The 14,870-nt window shown below is 45.6% G+C and carries 16 protein-coding genes; 3 read left to right on the forward strand and 13 right to left on the reverse strand.

Annotation, left to right across the window (positions count from 1 at the left end):
* Positions 1-10: 10 nt before the first annotated feature.
* From rplD to DWY79_RS18745, 7 genes are all read right to left on the reverse strand, one after another.
* A complete protein-coding gene (rplD, locus tag DWY79_RS18715; protein WP_005853966.1) occupies positions 11-640 on the reverse strand; it encodes a 50S ribosomal protein L4 in 630 nt (209 codons plus the stop codon).
* Positions 640-1,257, reverse strand: coding sequence for a 50S ribosomal protein L3 (rplC, locus tag DWY79_RS18720; RefSeq protein WP_005853963.1), 618 nt, complete (start codon positions 1,255-1,257; stop codon positions 640-642). The genes rplD and rplC overlap by 1 nt, the downstream gene beginning before the upstream one ends.
* Positions 1,258-1,276: 19 nt before the next feature.
* On the reverse strand, positions 1,277-1,582 hold the full coding sequence (gene rpsJ, locus DWY79_RS18725; protein WP_005853961.1) for a 30S ribosomal protein S10: 306 nt from the start codon (positions 1,580-1,582) through the stop codon (positions 1,277-1,279).
* Positions 1,583-1,604: 22 nt separating this feature from the next.
* The gene (gene fusA / locus DWY79_RS18730) at positions 1,605-3,731 is read right to left on the reverse strand and encodes an elongation factor G (protein WP_005853959.1); all 2,127 of its coding nucleotides are present in this window, start codon (positions 3,729-3,731) and stop codon (positions 1,605-1,607) included.
* A 23-nt stretch (positions 3,732-3,754) separates the two neighbouring features.
* On the reverse strand, positions 3,755-4,231 hold the full coding sequence (gene rpsG, locus DWY79_RS18735; protein ID WP_005853957.1) for a 30S ribosomal protein S7: 477 nt from the start codon (positions 4,229-4,231) through the stop codon (positions 3,755-3,757).
* A 153-nt stretch (positions 4,232-4,384) separates the two neighbouring features.
* Entirely contained in the window at positions 4,385-4,795 is a 411-nt protein-coding gene (gene rpsL / locus DWY79_RS18740; protein ID WP_005853956.1) for a 30S ribosomal protein S12, read from the reverse strand.
* A gap of 323 nt (positions 4,796-5,118) precedes the next feature.
* Entirely contained in the window at positions 5,119-5,715 is a 597-nt protein-coding gene (locus tag DWY79_RS18745; RefSeq protein WP_036618427.1) for an HU family DNA-binding protein, read from the reverse strand.
* A gap of 314 nt (positions 5,716-6,029) precedes the next feature.
* On the opposite strand from DWY79_RS18745, the gene DWY79_RS23130 reads away from it, so the two are divergent.
* From DWY79_RS23130 to DWY79_RS23140, 3 genes are read left to right on the forward strand one after another with little or no spacing between them, the layout of a single operon-like run.
* Positions 6,030-6,275: a hypothetical protein gene (locus DWY79_RS23130; RefSeq protein WP_233564010.1), complete on the forward strand. Its 246-nt coding sequence runs from the start codon at positions 6,030-6,032 to the stop codon at positions 6,273-6,275.
* Between the two features lie 21 nt (positions 6,276-6,296).
* The gene (locus DWY79_RS23135) at positions 6,297-6,584 is read left to right on the forward strand and encodes a hypothetical protein (RefSeq protein WP_233564011.1); all 288 of its coding nucleotides are present in this window, start codon (positions 6,297-6,299) and stop codon (positions 6,582-6,584) included.
* A complete protein-coding gene (locus tag DWY79_RS23140; RefSeq protein ID WP_229105707.1) occupies positions 6,515-7,132 on the forward strand; it encodes a DUF3874 domain-containing protein in 618 nt (205 codons plus the stop codon). Before DWY79_RS23135 ends, DWY79_RS23140 begins: the two co-directional genes overlap by 70 nt.
* 51 nt (positions 7,133-7,183) lie before the next feature.
* Here DWY79_RS23140 and mutL read toward each other — a convergent pair whose 3' ends face one another.
* The 6 genes from mutL to DWY79_RS18780 are packed head-to-tail and all read right to left on the reverse strand — an operon-like array spanning position 7,184 to position 14,805.
* A complete protein-coding gene (gene mutL / locus DWY79_RS18755; RefSeq protein WP_122370028.1) occupies positions 7,184-9,031 on the reverse strand; it encodes a DNA mismatch repair endonuclease MutL in 1,848 nt (615 codons plus the stop codon).
* On the reverse strand, positions 9,031-9,333 hold the full coding sequence (locus DWY79_RS18760) for a hypothetical protein (protein ID WP_122370030.1): 303 nt from the start codon (positions 9,331-9,333) through the stop codon (positions 9,031-9,033). The genes mutL and DWY79_RS18760 overlap by 1 nt, the downstream gene beginning before the upstream one ends.
* Positions 9,334-9,362: 29 nt before the next feature.
* Positions 9,363-10,964 carry an OstA-like protein gene (locus tag DWY79_RS18765; RefSeq protein WP_122370032.1) on the reverse strand — a complete coding sequence of 534 codons (1,602 nt, stop codon included), beginning with the start codon at positions 10,962-10,964 and terminating at the stop codon, positions 9,363-9,365.
* Entirely contained in the window at positions 10,961-12,325 is a 1,365-nt protein-coding gene (locus DWY79_RS18770) for a peptidylprolyl isomerase (protein ID WP_122370034.1), read from the reverse strand. The genes DWY79_RS18765 and DWY79_RS18770 overlap by 4 nt, the downstream gene beginning before the upstream one ends.
* Positions 12,326-12,350: 25 nt before the next feature.
* Positions 12,351-13,205 (reverse strand): hypothetical protein, encoded by an 855-nt coding sequence (locus DWY79_RS18775; RefSeq protein WP_005867108.1) that lies wholly within the window; start codon positions 13,203-13,205, stop codon positions 12,351-12,353.
* Positions 13,206-13,218: 13 nt separating this feature from the next.
* Complete coding sequence (locus DWY79_RS18780) at positions 13,219-14,805, reverse strand: peptidylprolyl isomerase (RefSeq protein WP_121961095.1); 1,587 nt, start codon at positions 14,803-14,805, stop codon at positions 13,219-13,221.
* Positions 14,806-14,870: the final 65 nt, after the last annotated feature.

Raw genomic sequence — 14,870 nt, forward strand, 5'->3', positions numbered from 1 at the left:
ATTCTACTCCTTATGCTTTAAAATTTTGTTCAACAACAGCGACTGAACTTTCCGTTAAAACCAAATTAACAGCGTTTAACACAGCGTATGTATTTAGTTCAGAAGCAGTTATTACACTTGCCTTCTCTAAATTTCGAGCGGACAAATATACTAAATTATTCTTCTCCGGTAAAACCATAAGTAACTTTTTATCAGCCACTTTCAAGTTTTTAGCAATTGTTATAAATTCTTTAGTCTTAGGAGCTTCCATTGTGAAATCCTCTACGACAACAATCGCATTGTTCTTTGCCTTGTAGCTCAATGCTGACTTACGAGCCAAAGATTTTACTTTCTTGTTCAGCTTGAACTCATAATCACGAGGCTTCGGACCGAATACACGGCCACCACCAACCAACACCGGAGAGTTGATATCACCACGACGTGCGCCACCACCACCTTTCTGACGGATCAGCTTACGTGTACTACCAGATACTTCGCTTCTCTCTTTAGACTTATGCGTTCCCTGACGTTGATTTGCCAAATACTGCTTTACGTCCAAGTAAATAGCATGATCGTTGGGTTCAATGCCGAAGATCGCATCGTTCAAAGTTACCTTTCTTCCGGTATCTTCACCTTTAATATTAAATACGCTCAGTTCCATTACTTTTCAATTAATAAGATTGAACCTTTTGCTCCTGGAACAGATCCCTTTACCAATAAAAGGTTGTGTTCCGGCATTACCTTGATCACTTGAAGATTCTGAACGGTTACACGTTCGTTACCCATCTGGCCGCCCATTCGCATGCCCTTAAATACCTTTGCGGGGTAAGAACAAGCACCGATAGAACCCGGCTTACGAGCACGGTTATGCTGACCGTGAGTAGTCTGACCTACACCACCAAAACCATGACGTTTTACTACACCTTGGAAACCTTTACCCTTTGATGTACCCACTACATCCACGAAACCTGCGTCTTCCAAGAAGTCTACAGTGATCACGTCACCCAACTTGTACTCAGTTTCGAAATTCTTGAACTCGGCCAAGTGTCTTTGAGGTGCTACACCGGCTTTCTTGAAGTGACCCATCTCAGGCTGTGTCGTGTGCTTCTCTTTCTTCTCTTGGAAACCCAACTGTACAGCTTCATAGCCATCTTTCTCCAAAGTCTTGATCTGTGTAACCACACAAGGACCCACTTCGATAACAGTGCATGGAAGATTTTTTCCCTCGGCACTGAAAACGGATGTCATTCCGATTTTTTTTCCTAATAATCCTGGCATTTCACTAATTGTTAAAAACTTACACTTTAATTTCTACTTCTACACCGCTAGGTAATTCTAGCTTCATCAAAGCGTCAACTGTCTTCGCAGTTGAGCTATAGATATCGATTAATCTCTTATAAGAAGAGAGTTCGAACTGCTCACGAGATTTCTTGTTAACGAAAGTAGAGCGGTTCACTGTAAAGATACGTTTGTGCGTAGGAAGAGGTATAGGACCGCTAACGATAGCACCTGTAGCCTTTACCGTCTTTACGATCTTCTCGGCAGACTTGTCTACCAGAGAATAATCGTAAGACTTCAATTTAATTCTGATCTTTTGGCTCATATTTATTATATGTTTCTAAATATTATTTGATCAAATCAACGCGACCTTGCACCTCTGTCAATACTTGCTTAGCGATAGAAGAGGATACTTGAGCGTAGTGTGAGAACTGCATTGAAGATGTAGCGCGACCTGAAGTAATCGTACGCAAAGCTGTCACATAACCGAATGTCTCAGCCAATGGAACCTTAGCCTTCACGATACGGGCTCCCGTACGGCTAGTCTCCATACCCTCAACTTGTCCACGACGCTTGTTCAAGTCACCGATAACGTCACCCATGCTCTCTTCTGGAGTAACAACCTCCATCTGCATGATCGGCTCCATCAATACAGGACCTGCCTTGGCGGAAGCGTTCTTGAACGCTTGGATAGCGGCGATCTCGAATGACAACTGGTCTGAGTCTACCGGGTGGAAAGAACCATCGATCAAAGTCACTTTCAACTTGTCAAGCGGATAACCTGCCAACACACCGTTCTTCATAGCCTTCTCGAAACCTTTCTGTACGGACGGGATGAATTCCTTAGGAATGTTACCACCCTTCACCTCATCGATGAATTGCAAAGTACCCTCGAAGCTCTCGTCTGCCGGCTCCATACGAACGATGATATCTGCGAACTTACCACGACCTCCAGATTGCTTTTTGTAAACCTCGCGAAGCTCAACCGGCTGCGTGATAGCCTCCTTATAAGTAACCTGCGGACGGCCTTGGTTACATTCAACCTTGAACTCACGACGCAAACGGTCGATGATGATATCCAAGTGAAGCTCACCCATACCGCTAATAACGGTCTGACCTGTCTCCTCGTTTGTCTGTACGCGGAAAGTAGGATCCTCCTCGGCCAACTTAGCCAAGCCCATACCCAACTTATCCATGTCTTTCTGAGTCTTAGGCTCTACTGCGATACCGATAACCGGTTCCGGGAATTCCATAGACTCCAATGTGATCGGATGGTTTTCGTCGCAAAGCGTATCACCTGTACGGATATCCTTGAAACCAACACCTGCTCCGATATCACCACAACCAATCACCTCCATCGGGTTCTGCTTGTTAGAGTGCATCTGGAACAAACGGGAGATACGCTCTTTCTTTCCGGAACGAGTGTTCAACACATAAGAACCAGCGTTGATAGAACCTGCGTATACACGGAAGAAGCACAAACGACCTACATACGGGTCGGTAGCGATCTTAAATGCCAACGCCGTCAATGGCTCCTCGAACAAAGGTTTACGAGTGATTATTTTATCAGGATCTGAAGGATCCGTACCCTCGATAGCCGGAGTATCTTCAGGAGAAGGCAAAAACGCGCAAACTGCATCCAATAAAGTCTGTACACCTTTGTTCTTGAAAGAAGAACCACAAGTCATCGGGTTGATCTGCATAGCCAACGTACCCTTGCGGATAGCAACCATGATCTCCTCTTCCGTGATCGTAGAAGGATCATCGAAGTATTTCTCCATGATAGCGTCGTCGCACTCAGCCAAAGCCTCAAGCATCTTGTCGCGCCACTCCTCAGCCTCAGCTTGCAAGTCTGCCGGGATCTCCTCTACGCTATACTCGGCACCCATAGTCTCATCGTGCCAGAAGATAGCCTTCATCTTGATCAAGTCGACAACACCCTTGAAAGTCTCCTCAGCTCCGATAGGGATCTGGATCGGACAAGGATTAGCTCCTAATACGTCCTTCAATTGGCGTACTACCTCATAATAGTTAGCACCCGAGCGGTCCATCTTGTTAACGTAACCGATACGAGGTACATTATATTTATCAGCCTGACGCCATACAGTCTCAGACTGGGGCTCAACACCACCTACGGCACAGAATGTAGCAACAGCACCATCCAATACACGAAGAGAACGTTCAACCTCAACCGTGAAGTCAACGTGTCCCGGAGTGTCAATCAAGTTGATTTTATAACGGTTGCCCAAATAGTTCCAGAATGTAGTCGTAGCAGCGGAAGTAATCGTGATACCACGCTCCTGCTCCTGCGCCATCCAGTCCATTGTAGCAGTACCATCATGAGTCTCACCGATCTTGTGTGTCAAACCTGTGTAAAACAAGATACGTTCAGAAGTCGTTGTCTTACCAGCGTCAATGTGAGCCATGATACCGATGTTCCTAGTGAACATCAATTGCTTATCGTTGTTTGCCATATTCTTTTTATTGCCTTAAAAAATTAAAATCTGAAGTGAGCGAACGCACGGTTAGCCTCAGCCATACGGTGCATATCTTCTTTTCTTTTGAATGCGCCACCTTGGTTATTGAAAGCATCTACAATCTCTGCAGACAACTTGTCAGCCATAGTCTTACCTCCACGTTTACGTGCGAAGATAATAAGGTTCTTCATAGAAATTGACTCTTTACGATCCGGGCGGATTTCAGTAGGGACTTGGAATGTAGCACCACCTACACGGCGTGACTTAACTTCGACTTGAGGAGTAATGTTATCAAGCGCAGCTTTCCAAATTTCGAGAGCGGACTTTTCCTCGTTAGGCAATTTGCCCTTAACGGTTTCCAAAGCGGAATAGAAAATTTCGAAGGCAGTATTTTTCTTGCCATCATACATCAAATGGTTAACGAATCTCGTAACCTTTACATCACCGAAAACAGGATCCGGAAGGATCTGTCTTTTCTTTGGTTTTGCTTTTCTCATTTTGTTTTCAAAAATTTGTTCTTGTCGTTGGTTGCCTTTAATTTGTCTTCAACGGTTCCGCTGAACCATTTACTCAACCTTATAGCCTATCCAAATAACTCAAACCTGTTTTAATACTTAAATTTAAATCTCAGTTTGAAGGCATGTAATTAATTACTTCTTCTTACCTTTTGCGGCAGCTGCTGCTTGACCCGGTTTCGGACGCTTAGCTCCATATTTGGAACGTCTTTGCGTACGGCCGTTAACACCCGCTGTATCCAACGTACCACGTACGATGTGATAACGCACACCCGGAAGGTCCTTTACACGACCACCACGTACCAATACGATAGAGTGCTCTTGCAAGTTGTGTCCTTCTCCCGGGATATAGGAGTTAACTTCCTTACCATTTGTCAAACGTACTCTCGCTACTTTACGCATTGCAGAGTTAGGTTTCTTCGGAGTCGTAGTGTAAACACGTACGCAAACGCCACGTCTTTGAGGACAAGCGTCCAATGCGGGTGATTTACCCTTCTCCACCAAAGTTTCCCTTCCTTTTCTAACTAATTGCTGAATTGTAGGCATTTCTTTCTTTTTTTAAACTTTGAATGTGTTATTATTATTTATCTAATCTTTTCCTATTTCGAGCCGCAAAGTTACACATTATTTTCGGACAATCAATAAGTTGTACCTGTTTTTTTCGTATACTCCGCACTAAAAACGGTGCAAAGGTACATATTTGTTCCCGTTTGGCAAGGTAGGCTCTTGTTGTATTTATTAATATTTAACATTTACTCTCTCTATTTACCGATAAGTTTCATGCGTCACGGGCTTCACACAAACTCAATCCCCTTAAATCAAACGAGTTCCTGTGATGCCTGTGAAAGCAATGGGATCGGATCGACGATTTACCTCACCGGCACGTAAAGCGACTGGTGGCGGGTGCCGATATCACGCAATTTACCCGCCTCGACAAATTGATGCAGACGGCGGCTGGCCGTACTACTCGTCAGTCCGCAAAGCCGCTGGAAAGCAACACGGGTCATATATTCATGCTCGGCAAAATAGCTTGCGAGCAATTGGTCGATACGATCAGGCTCCAATTGGCGGGAATGGGATTTGTACTTGGCTCGTTCCAGCGTCATCGTCTTCAAGCTATCTTTCAGCTCTACCTCGGGACGGAAAGCCACGGACTTGAAACGGATGGACTCCGCACGTATCTCGTGCGTGGATTGTACGGCAGGGCATTGCAACGTGACTTGCAAATACCCCAACCCATCGATATGTACACGTTTTCCTTCACGCAAATATTCCGCTGTCACCTCGCTTAAAGAGATAAGCACGGCAGCTACGTCTGCCGGCGTGACGGTACATCGACCATGGATACGTTTGGCCAGATCATCCGTATCGATCGTGCCGGATGATACGATACGTGCGTGAAAACGAGGACGCTTCATGCTATCCTTCGATACCGGAGTCTTGTAAAAGTCATATTTTGCTGCCATATATCTAGTATGAGATTAAAAGGTTATTCATAAGAACATCGTATGCTATTAGTCATTTCACAAGGGTGATATGATCTTTTCACCTATGTGAAACGATCGTTTCATGATTGTGATACGTTCTTTTCACATAGGTGAAAAGATTATAAGCACTTAACAAAGGTACTACATCCATACCACTTAAACAATAGTTTTCCCTAGTATTTCGCACAGATTACTTTTATTTCAAATGACAATATAAACATTTGGAAAACCGCAAGTTAACAGCTTATATTCGCAAAATGAAACAGTAAAAACAACCTCTAAAACATAGCGTCATGAAAACTGTATTGGATTTTTTAGGCCAATTATGGCTTCGCTTCTTAAAACCGGACAGGTCGATCACCGTACCACACCCAAACGAAAGTAAAGCGAAACGATCGAGCGACAGCAACTCTATCCTTCAAAAGAGTCTGGAGACTTTCCTCCAAGAACGGATCGAATTCCGCTTCAACTTGTTGAGCGAGGAGACTGAATATCGATACAAACAATTGGAAACGGATCGCTTCTATCCGGTGACGTAACGTGATCTAAATAGCATTTGCATGGAGGCAAGACGGACGGGGATCGATTGCTGGGATCGGGACGTGAATCGTTTCGTATATTCAAAAGAAGTAAAAGAGTATCATCCTTTCCGGCAATATATGGAGCGGTTACCCGAATGGGACGGGAAAGACCGAGTAAGCGATCTGGCACGACGGGTCTCCTCAGAACCGTTGTGGGTGGAGGGGTTTCATCGCTGGATGCTCGCCTTGGCCTCGCAATGGATGGGTTCGGACTCATCAACCTCGATGAGTTCGACCGGTTGCCCGACCGTAAAATGGCTTTGCTGAAAAATTGGATGCAGATGGCCGGGATGAACGTACGCAAGGCACACGCCAAGCATTTCCATCCCCTACCCCGCCTAGCCTCATTTATTGGCACTACGAACCAGAAGAACCTATTAAGCGACCCCACGGGAAGCCGCCGTTTCCTATGCGTGGAGGTGCAAAGCAAGATTAATTGCGAAGGTATCGAGCATGATCAAATCTACGCCCAGCTGAAAAACGAGTTACAAAAAGGAGAGCGCCATTGGTTCACCTCCGCAGAGGAGGAGGCGATCATGCGATCGAATGAGGCTTTCTATAAACGTCCGATCGAGGAAGATGTGTTCCACGCCTGCTTCCGGGCCGCATGTCCGGGAGACCTAAATGTACATCCACTATCAGCTGCCTCCATTTTCCAGATATTAAAGGAAAAGAACCCAGCAGCCATGCGCAGTAGCACGGCAAGCAATTTCGGAAAGGTACTGACCGCCCTCCATATAGAGCGTAAACACACCCGCTATGGCAATCTTTATCAAGTAGTGCCGCTCACCCTTCACACGTTTCACAGGATTTAGCTGTAGCACAAGCAAATGCGGCCAGTGAAACCTATGTCATCGAAATCATCCCTAGCACTTAAATCTTCTCTCCAGCTCCTCATCTGTCAGCATGGAGATAATCGTCTTTCCATCCGGGGTCAGATTCGAGTCCGGACAAGAGAATAGGGAGGCGATCAGATGATCCATCTCTTCCGAGGATAAGGATTTGCCGGGACGGATAGCGGCGGCTTTCGCTAAAGACAAGGCGATGGCTTCGCAGATCTTCTCATGCACCTCGCATCCGGTCTCGATCGCCCGGTCCACGATATCCTTTACCAAGTTCACCGGATCAAGGTTCTCTATACCAGCGGGCAGGCCATTGATCGCGTAATTGTCATTTCCCAGATTGCTCAGATCAAAGCCGACGAAGCGCAAATCCTCCAATAAGGAAGGCAGTACAGCCGCCTCGGCAGCGGTAAACTCTACGATCTCCGGGAATAAGACTTGTTGGGATACACCTTGCTGCTGACGGATATTCGACAGGTATTGGTCAAACAAGATACGCACATGCGCACGATGCTGGTCAATAATCGCCAGACCCGATTTCAAGGATGTCACGATATATCGCCCTTTATATTGATAGCAAGGATTGCTTACCTCCGTAAACAGGTTTTCCGGGTTCGAAGCCTCGGCCGGCAATTCCTCGATCGGGGCATCCTCGAAACTCTCGGACTCCAGTTGGGCAGCCACTCGATCGTTCTCAAACCCTTGATATAATTTAGACCAATCGAATTCCGGTTTTTTATAGGAAGTAGTGTCAAACGGATTATAACTGGAATCCACTTGCACTTTCGGGGCCTTATAAGTACTAGGCTCACTTTTCTTGACCGGGTTGTAAACAGGAATATCGATCGCATCCTCCACGTCGAAATCAATCGTAGGGATAGCACTCGATTTAGCCAACGCCTCCCGGGTAGCGGCCATCAAGATCTGCCAGATCGGTTGCTCGTTCTCAAACTTAATCTCCGTCTTTGTCGGATGGATATTGACATCGATCGAGGAGGGATCCAACGTGAAATAAACAAAATAATTCGGCATATCCCCGGCAGGAATCAATTGCTCATAGGCCTGCATGATCGCCTTATGGAAATAAGGATGCTTCATATAACGACCATTCACAAAAAAGAACTGCAATGCCCCTCGCTTCTTCGCCGAGTCCGGACGCCCCACGAAACCGGAAATAGTCACCATGGAACTTTGGGCATCCAGAGAGAGCAACTTCTGGTTTAAACTCTTACCATATATATTAATGATGCGCTGACGTAACCCCGACTCGGGCAGATTGAATATCTCCGCGTCATTATGATAAAGAGACATACCCACCTGCGGATTCACCAAGGCGATTCGCTCGAACTCATTGATGATATTCCGGAATTCCGTCTCATTCGACTTCAAGAATTTCCGGCGGGCGGGAACATTAAAGAAAAGATTCTTTACCGAGAAGATACTTCCCTCGTTACAAGCCTCCGGCTCGATACTCTCCAAATTGGAACCCGCGATGGATAGGCAAGTGCCAAGCTCGGTCCCTCTAGCCCGGGTACGCAACTCTATATGGGCGACAGCGGCGATAGAGGCCAATGCCTCACCTCGGAAACCCATCGTATGCAAAGAGAATAAATCCTCGGCCGTAGAAATCTTAGAAGTAGCGTGCCGCTCAAAAGCCATGCGAGCATCCGTCTCGGACATACCTTTCCCGTCATCGATCACCTGTATCAATGTCTTACCCGCATCCTTAATGTTCACTTGGATATTGGAAGCGCCAGCGTCCACCGCATTCTCGACCAACTCTTTAACGACAGAGGCCGGACGTTGAATCACCTCTCCCGCCGCGATTTGGTTCGCGATATGGTCCGGAAGTAAATGAATGATATCGCTCATTACCAGAACAAATACCAAAAGAAAGCAGCCAAGACCGCCAAGGCCACCGCCAGTTTCACATTCTTATACCTACGAGCCCGTGAATCCTCGCCTCGCCCCACGCTTTTCTTCAGATGCGAGGTACCTTCAATGAAGGTTCCCTTGATATGCGGCTTATATTCCTCCAACGATTCCTCTACACCCATTTCACGTTTGACCTTACTTATACGTTCCTCCAAGGCTTCCTTATGGGGGTCCCAATAAATAGGCTTATGATCATATTGACGCGGTTTACGCATGTTATAAAACGAGAAAAGTGCCATAGCTTTACCTATTAATTATGAATACGACGCTAATGTACGAATTTATTGCTTCTTTTCGGAGCATCTTGAGCTTTTCTTTTCACGACCTGATAAATATCATCCTTATCTTTCGGACGGATATAATCAAACCAATAAAAGTCTTTCAAGTATTTCTGGTCGGGCTTCAAATCAGGAATAGGGGTCATCATACCTGTTGGAGTCGGCCAGATTTTCAGTTTATCCAACTTATTGTCTTTTAGCCAGATCGTAAGGAAACCGCTCTTGGTCTCGTTCATGCCGACCATCGAACCGTCCTTCTCCAATGGGAAGAAAATCGATTCGGCGTTACCCGACACATCGATCTGATTCACGACCTGTCCCTCGAAATAAGCCTTCAAGTCATTTCCCTTTAATTGATTGAACGCGGTAGAATCGATTTGCTGTATCGCGAAAGCGAATTGCTTCACGTGAGCGAAATCAATCGAGCTATCATTCATAAATATCAAGATCGTATCCCCATAGATCTGATACTGTTCATTCCAAACGATAGGGTCCGTATACATATATAATATAGAGTCTCTTGTATTAAACTGCATCGAATCGCAAACACCTTGCATATCCGTCCGATAGAAACGGACGCCATAATAAGCTTTTACTTCCCGGTAAAGGGAGTCCACCGTAGTCATCTTCAAGGTATCACCATGCAGAAACAATGTATCCCCTTGGCTGAATTCCAAGAAACGGGCGCTATCCGTAGCGAAAGCATACTCGGTCTTCTCATTGTAAAAGCCATATTGGCCTTCCAGCATGACATGCTGCGCCGTGTCTTGCAGACTCATATTACCGAACGCTTCCCCAAAACCCAGTTCCCGGTTGTAGGCGATAGAGTCGCCCGTCAAGATACGGTCGCCGGAAACCACCTGAGAACGATCCAATAGCAAAGAGGTATTATTCACGGTATCGTACCAACCTCTGGAAGAATAGATCGTGCCGCTATCCGACACGATAATGGATGGTCCGAGGATCGTGGCGATCTTCGAGTCCGTATTATAATGCAAGGTATCGGAATACAACGTGAATTGCTCATTCTCCAAACGGACGCTATCATTGAAGATAGCCAATTTCGTACTAGGCGAATATTGCCCGTAAAAAGAAGAGAGCTGATTCAAGGAATCGACAATCAGACCTCCGTCGAAATAATATCCGATATCCGGGATTCGCTCATAGTTCAAGCTATCCGTAAACAGGGTAACCTGCCCATTCTCCATGCGGACATTCTCCCGCAAATAAGCGATCTGGGTATTTCCATCGTAAAACAGGTAATTTCCATACACGAACAAGGTATCCCCTTGTTCCATCCGGACATTACTAAACGCTTCCAAGGAATTGGTCTGCTCAAAGAAATATGCGCTATCGCAATACATATACGAACTATCATGGCGAAAACAAACATCACCATTCAGTACTTGAGCCTCGGCGTTCCTCTCCTTATCGAACGAAAGCGTATTCGCATGCTCCAAAAAGACCTTCGTCTTCTTGGGAGCGACACTATCTTTGGCGGCTACCACCGTGCTATCTTGCGTTTGCGCAAATACGCCAACCGATAAAGCACACGATAAGAGCGCTAGAAATAACCTGTTAATTAGTCTCATTCCTTAATCCAACCCGGATATTTGAAATCACAATTCCTCCAACCGTCACTAATACGCACGTAGGTTGATTTTTGTTTCTTCGTGATCCAGTCGTTCAATAATTCCTCACGTTTCTTAGCCTCTACGATCGCTTTCAAAGCTTGGAAGTCATCGGCCAAATTCGCCTTATGTCCTTCCGTCCGAGCTTTCAGCTTAACAATAGCTACTACCTCTTTCTGCTTGTTCGTCAACATGGTAAATGGCTTGGAGATCTCTCCGACTTTCATGCCATATACCACCTTACCGATTTCCTGCGGAAGTTCTTGCATCTCGAACTTAGGGGTTCCCATATTGCTGCTCTCGTAATCTTGGTTTACCATCAAACCCTTATTATTACGTGTATCCTTGTCATAAGAGACGAATGTAGCGGCTTCCTCAAACGTGAACTTATTCGCCTGCAAATCATTGTACAATGAATCCAGACGAGTGGTAGCATCCGCCAACTCCTTATCGGAAACCTTCGGTTTCAATAAGATATGGCGGCAGTTGATACGGTCTCCACGCTTCTCGATCAATTGGATGATATGGTAACCATACTCCGTCTGTACGATCTGGGAGACACGTTTCGGGTCTTTCAAGTTGAACGCAACGTTCGCGAACTCCGGCAACAGCTGTGTCTTGCTCATGAAACCTAACTCCCCTCCTCGAGACGCCGAACCCGGATCTTCCGAGTACAAACGAGCCAACGTAGAGAATTCCATCTTACCGGAATTAACTTGCTCCGTGAAATCACGTAAGCGGGCCTTGATAGCGTCTGTTTCCTCAAACGGAATCTTCGGTTCCAAGGTAACGATTTGCACCTCTACAGTCGTAGGGATGTTCGGCAGGCTATCCTGAGACAACTGGCTGAAATATTTACGCACCTCGGAAGGTGTCAGCTTGATCTCGCCGATCAATTGATGCTGCATCTGTTTCACTACCTGCTGCTCCCGCACCATCTCCTTACGCTCATCCTTGATCTGGGAAAATTTCTTACCGAAATATTCCTCCAATTTCTCGCGAGACCCGATTTGGTTCACAGCCATGTTCATCCATTGATCCACGCTCTGGATCACTTGGTTCTCGTTCACGGTAATACTATCGATCTTAGCTTGATTCAGATATAGTTTCTGTATCGCCATCTGCTCCGGGATCACGCAATACGGGTCACCATCCAAACGGACCCCCTCGTTTTGATTATACAAACGCTGCGTCTCAATATCCGAACGTAAAATAGCGTCATCTCCTACCACCCACACAATTTCATCGATCACATTGTCTTGCGCCATTACAATGCAAGAACAACAGGCAAGAAAGAATACACTTAAAATCTTTTTCATCATGTCTACCCATTTATAAAATTAGAGATCACGGCTCGGAATGGAATTCCACGTCACCGCTCCGGATCGCATCGTTATATAACTCGTCTTCAAATTTTTTCAAGAATTCAACTTTTCGTTGGTTGACCAGCATTTCCGTGACGTGCGGACTGGCATAATCATATGGCTCCACACTGCCGGAAGGCAAATATTCCTTGATATTCAACAGATAACAATAACTGCTATCCGCCACCTCAACATACTTATTCGCCTTCAAAAACGCATTCGGATTCGACACATGGATCGGTATATTATCCATTACCTCATCGAAATCAACCCATTTGTCGTAAAAGTACTCATAAATCGTGGCATTTTGCACACTATATTTCTCAATTTTTTCTAAAGAGGCCACATCTGTGGATTTGTACCACTTTTTGACGTCGGTAAGTCCCGGGGCATCAACCGGGATTTTCAAGAATAATCCCTTGATCAAGCCTTTATCCAAGATAAACTTTTTCTGGTTTTCCTCGTAATAGTTTAATTTATCACTTTCCCGGATATCAGTTTTCAGCTTCTCCTCCACCAATCGTTCCTGATAACGGTAACGAACCAAGGAACGCCTGTACTCCTCTACCAATTTATCGACCTCCTCTTTCTCATCCCCCAAGTTACGCAAAGCCACATCGTACACCAATACATCCTTTACCCATTTCTTGGTAAAGCTCTCGGCCAGCAACAGACTATCTGCGGAGGAAATCCCCCGGGGTATTAGCTTATTCACCTCCGAACGATTTAGGGTACGTCCTTTCACGCTAACCAAGACATCCGTAGTATCAGCTGGCTGAGAACCTTTACAGGCACCCAACAACACAACGAACGCTAGGAACATGAAGACTATCCTCATATCTATCTTTATTTTATTTCTTTAGTTTCTTCAATAATTTCCAGTTGACAGTCACCGGATATTTTTTATTCAAATCCGCGATCCACTTCGCTTCCAACACCTTCTGCTGGGCGGAGGGTTTGCTCCAGATCTCCCGGTTGCTGACCTCAAACAACAGAATCCCATCCCGGTACTCCTGCATCAAATGAGGGATCTCCGGATGTTTTGTCTCCAGATTCTTACGCTCGGCGGTCGTTACGATATCGCGGATAAACAAATCATAGACCTCTTGCATAAAATCACCCGCATACGTTTTTGTCGAGAACGGGCAACGTTGGATATAATAAGCGAACTCCGCTTGCGGGAAATCCTTTCCATCCAATTGCATAAGCGTCTTGTTCATATCCTTCGCTTTCTCATAAAACGCCTCGTCCGTGGGGAAACAATCATTACATAACGCTTGCAGCTCCGCATAGGCTTCCGGATAGAAAACGTATCCGTATTCTTTCTTCATACGATCGTCGAAAGCTTTATATAACTCGAAGTTACGTTCACCCTGCCCCATACGTCTCGACAAGGCTTTTTCCTCTTCCTCAAACGAAGGGCGTCCTTTCTTATCGATCAACTTAATGATATGGTAACCAAAACGAGTTTCCACCACCCCGGATAAATCACCCGGCTTGCTCAACGCAAAAGCGGCTTGCTCAAAAGGCTGGACCATCTCGCCGATCCCGAACCAAGGTAATACCCCCCCTTTTTTAGCGGAAGCCGCATCCCCCGAATACTCTTTCGCCAACTCACCGAAATCCGCACCCTCTTGTACTTGCTTATAGATAGCTTGCGCTTTTGCCAGAAAAGCCGATGAGTCCTGAATAGCGGAATCTTTCGGGAAGGCGATCAAGATATGAGCGACATGTACCCGCCCCGGATTGGGTTTACGACTATGGACTTTTATCAAATGAAATCCTAATTTCGTGCGAACCGGTTCAGACACCACGCCAATCGGCAAGGAATAGGCGGCATCCTCAAACACTTTTAGGGATTGCATCGGGAGCAAGCAACGTACATATTCGCAAGCGACATGCTCCTTATCCTTCTCGGCCAAAGCTTTTCCGACTGTTTCCATATCCTCTCCTTTCTGGAGACGTTCGTATACTCGCATGGCTTCTTGATATACAGCTACCGTATCTTTGGAGACCGTCTTCTCCGGCAAACGGAATAAGATGTGGGTCAACTCTACCGAGTGATCTCCCCGGTCATATACCGCACGAGCAGCCGCTTTCTCACCCTCCTTATCCGACATATAGCTATCGATCAACTGAGCCCGGTATCCATCTAGCTCACTTTTGAATGAGGATGTCTGGTCGATCCCTAAAGATTCCGCCTCCGCTACTTTTAGCTTAAAATTTTTAAATAGCTCGACATAGCTTTTGACGGACTTTGTACTCGATAAATCTACCTCTCCATTCTTCTCCGCGATAAAAATAAATTCAGATAAAGGCACTTGTTTTCCAGCGACCGTCATAACGACCGAATCGGATGCGATTTGAGCGTTAACTGTCACACAAGCGAATACCCCTAATGAAATAAGTAACTTTTTCATCAAAAATTCTTTTACCATAGCACGAATATACATTACAAAAATAACACTAATCTAACGGAGAGCCGACAAGAAAAGTATGCTAT

Source organism: Parabacteroides sp. AF27-14 (genome assembly GCF_003635425.1).
In the GTDB taxonomy this organism is placed as follows: Bacteria; Bacteroidota; Bacteroidia; order Bacteroidales; family Tannerellaceae; genus Parabacteroides; species Parabacteroides distasonis.

Excerpts from the sequence above, each read along its gene's own strand:
- DWY79_RS18780 (WP_121961095.1), bottom strand. The coding sequence starts at position 14,805 with ATGGTAAAAGAATTTTTGATGAAAAAGTTACTTATTTCATTAGGGGTA.
- DWY79_RS18770 (WP_122370034.1), bottom strand. The coding sequence starts at position 12,325 with ATGATGAAAAAGATTTTAAGTGTATTCTTTCTTGCCTGTTGTTCTTGC.
- rpsL (WP_005853956.1), bottom strand. The coding sequence starts at position 4,795 with ATGCCTACAATTCAGCAATTAGTTAGAAAAGGAAGGGAAACTTTGGTG.
- rpsJ (WP_005853961.1), bottom strand. The coding sequence starts at position 1,582 with ATGAGCCAAAAGATCAGAATTAAATTGAAGTCTTACGATTATTCTCTG.
- DWY79_RS18765 (WP_122370032.1), bottom strand. The coding sequence starts at position 10,964 with ATGAGACTAATTAACAGGTTATTTCTAGCGCTCTTATCGTGTGCTTTA.
- rplD (WP_005853966.1), bottom strand. The coding sequence starts at position 640 with ATGGAACTGAGCGTATTTAATATTAAAGGTGAAGATACCGGAAGAAAG.
- rplC (WP_005853963.1), bottom strand. The coding sequence starts at position 1,257 with ATGCCAGGATTATTAGGAAAAAAAATCGGAATGACATCCGTTTTCAGT.
- DWY79_RS18775 (WP_005867108.1), bottom strand. The coding sequence starts at position 13,205 with ATGAGGATAGTCTTCATGTTCCTAGCGTTCGTTGTGTTGTTGGGTGCC.
- DWY79_RS18760 (WP_122370030.1), bottom strand. The coding sequence starts at position 9,333 with ATGGCACTTTTCTCGTTTTATAACATGCGTAAACCGCGTCAATATGAT.
- mutL (WP_122370028.1), bottom strand. The coding sequence starts at position 9,031 with ATGAGCGATATCATTCATTTACTTCCGGACCATATCGCGAACCAAATC.
- DWY79_RS18745 (WP_036618427.1), bottom strand. The coding sequence starts at position 5,715 with ATGGCAGCAAAATATGACTTTTACAAGACTCCGGTATCGAAGGATAGC.
- DWY79_RS23140 (WP_229105707.1), top strand. The coding sequence starts at position 6,515 with ATGGATGGGTTCGGACTCATCAACCTCGATGAGTTCGACCGGTTGCCC.
- rpsG (WP_005853957.1), bottom strand. The coding sequence starts at position 4,231 with ATGAGAAAAGCAAAACCAAAGAAAAGACAGATCCTTCCGGATCCTGTT.
- fusA (WP_005853959.1), bottom strand. The coding sequence starts at position 3,731 with ATGGCAAACAACGATAAGCAATTGATGTTCACTAGGAACATCGGTATC.
- DWY79_RS23130 (WP_233564010.1), top strand. The coding sequence starts at position 6,030 with ATGAAAACTGTATTGGATTTTTTAGGCCAATTATGGCTTCGCTTCTTA.
- DWY79_RS23135 (WP_233564011.1), top strand. The coding sequence starts at position 6,297 with ATGGAGGCAAGACGGACGGGGATCGATTGCTGGGATCGGGACGTGAAT.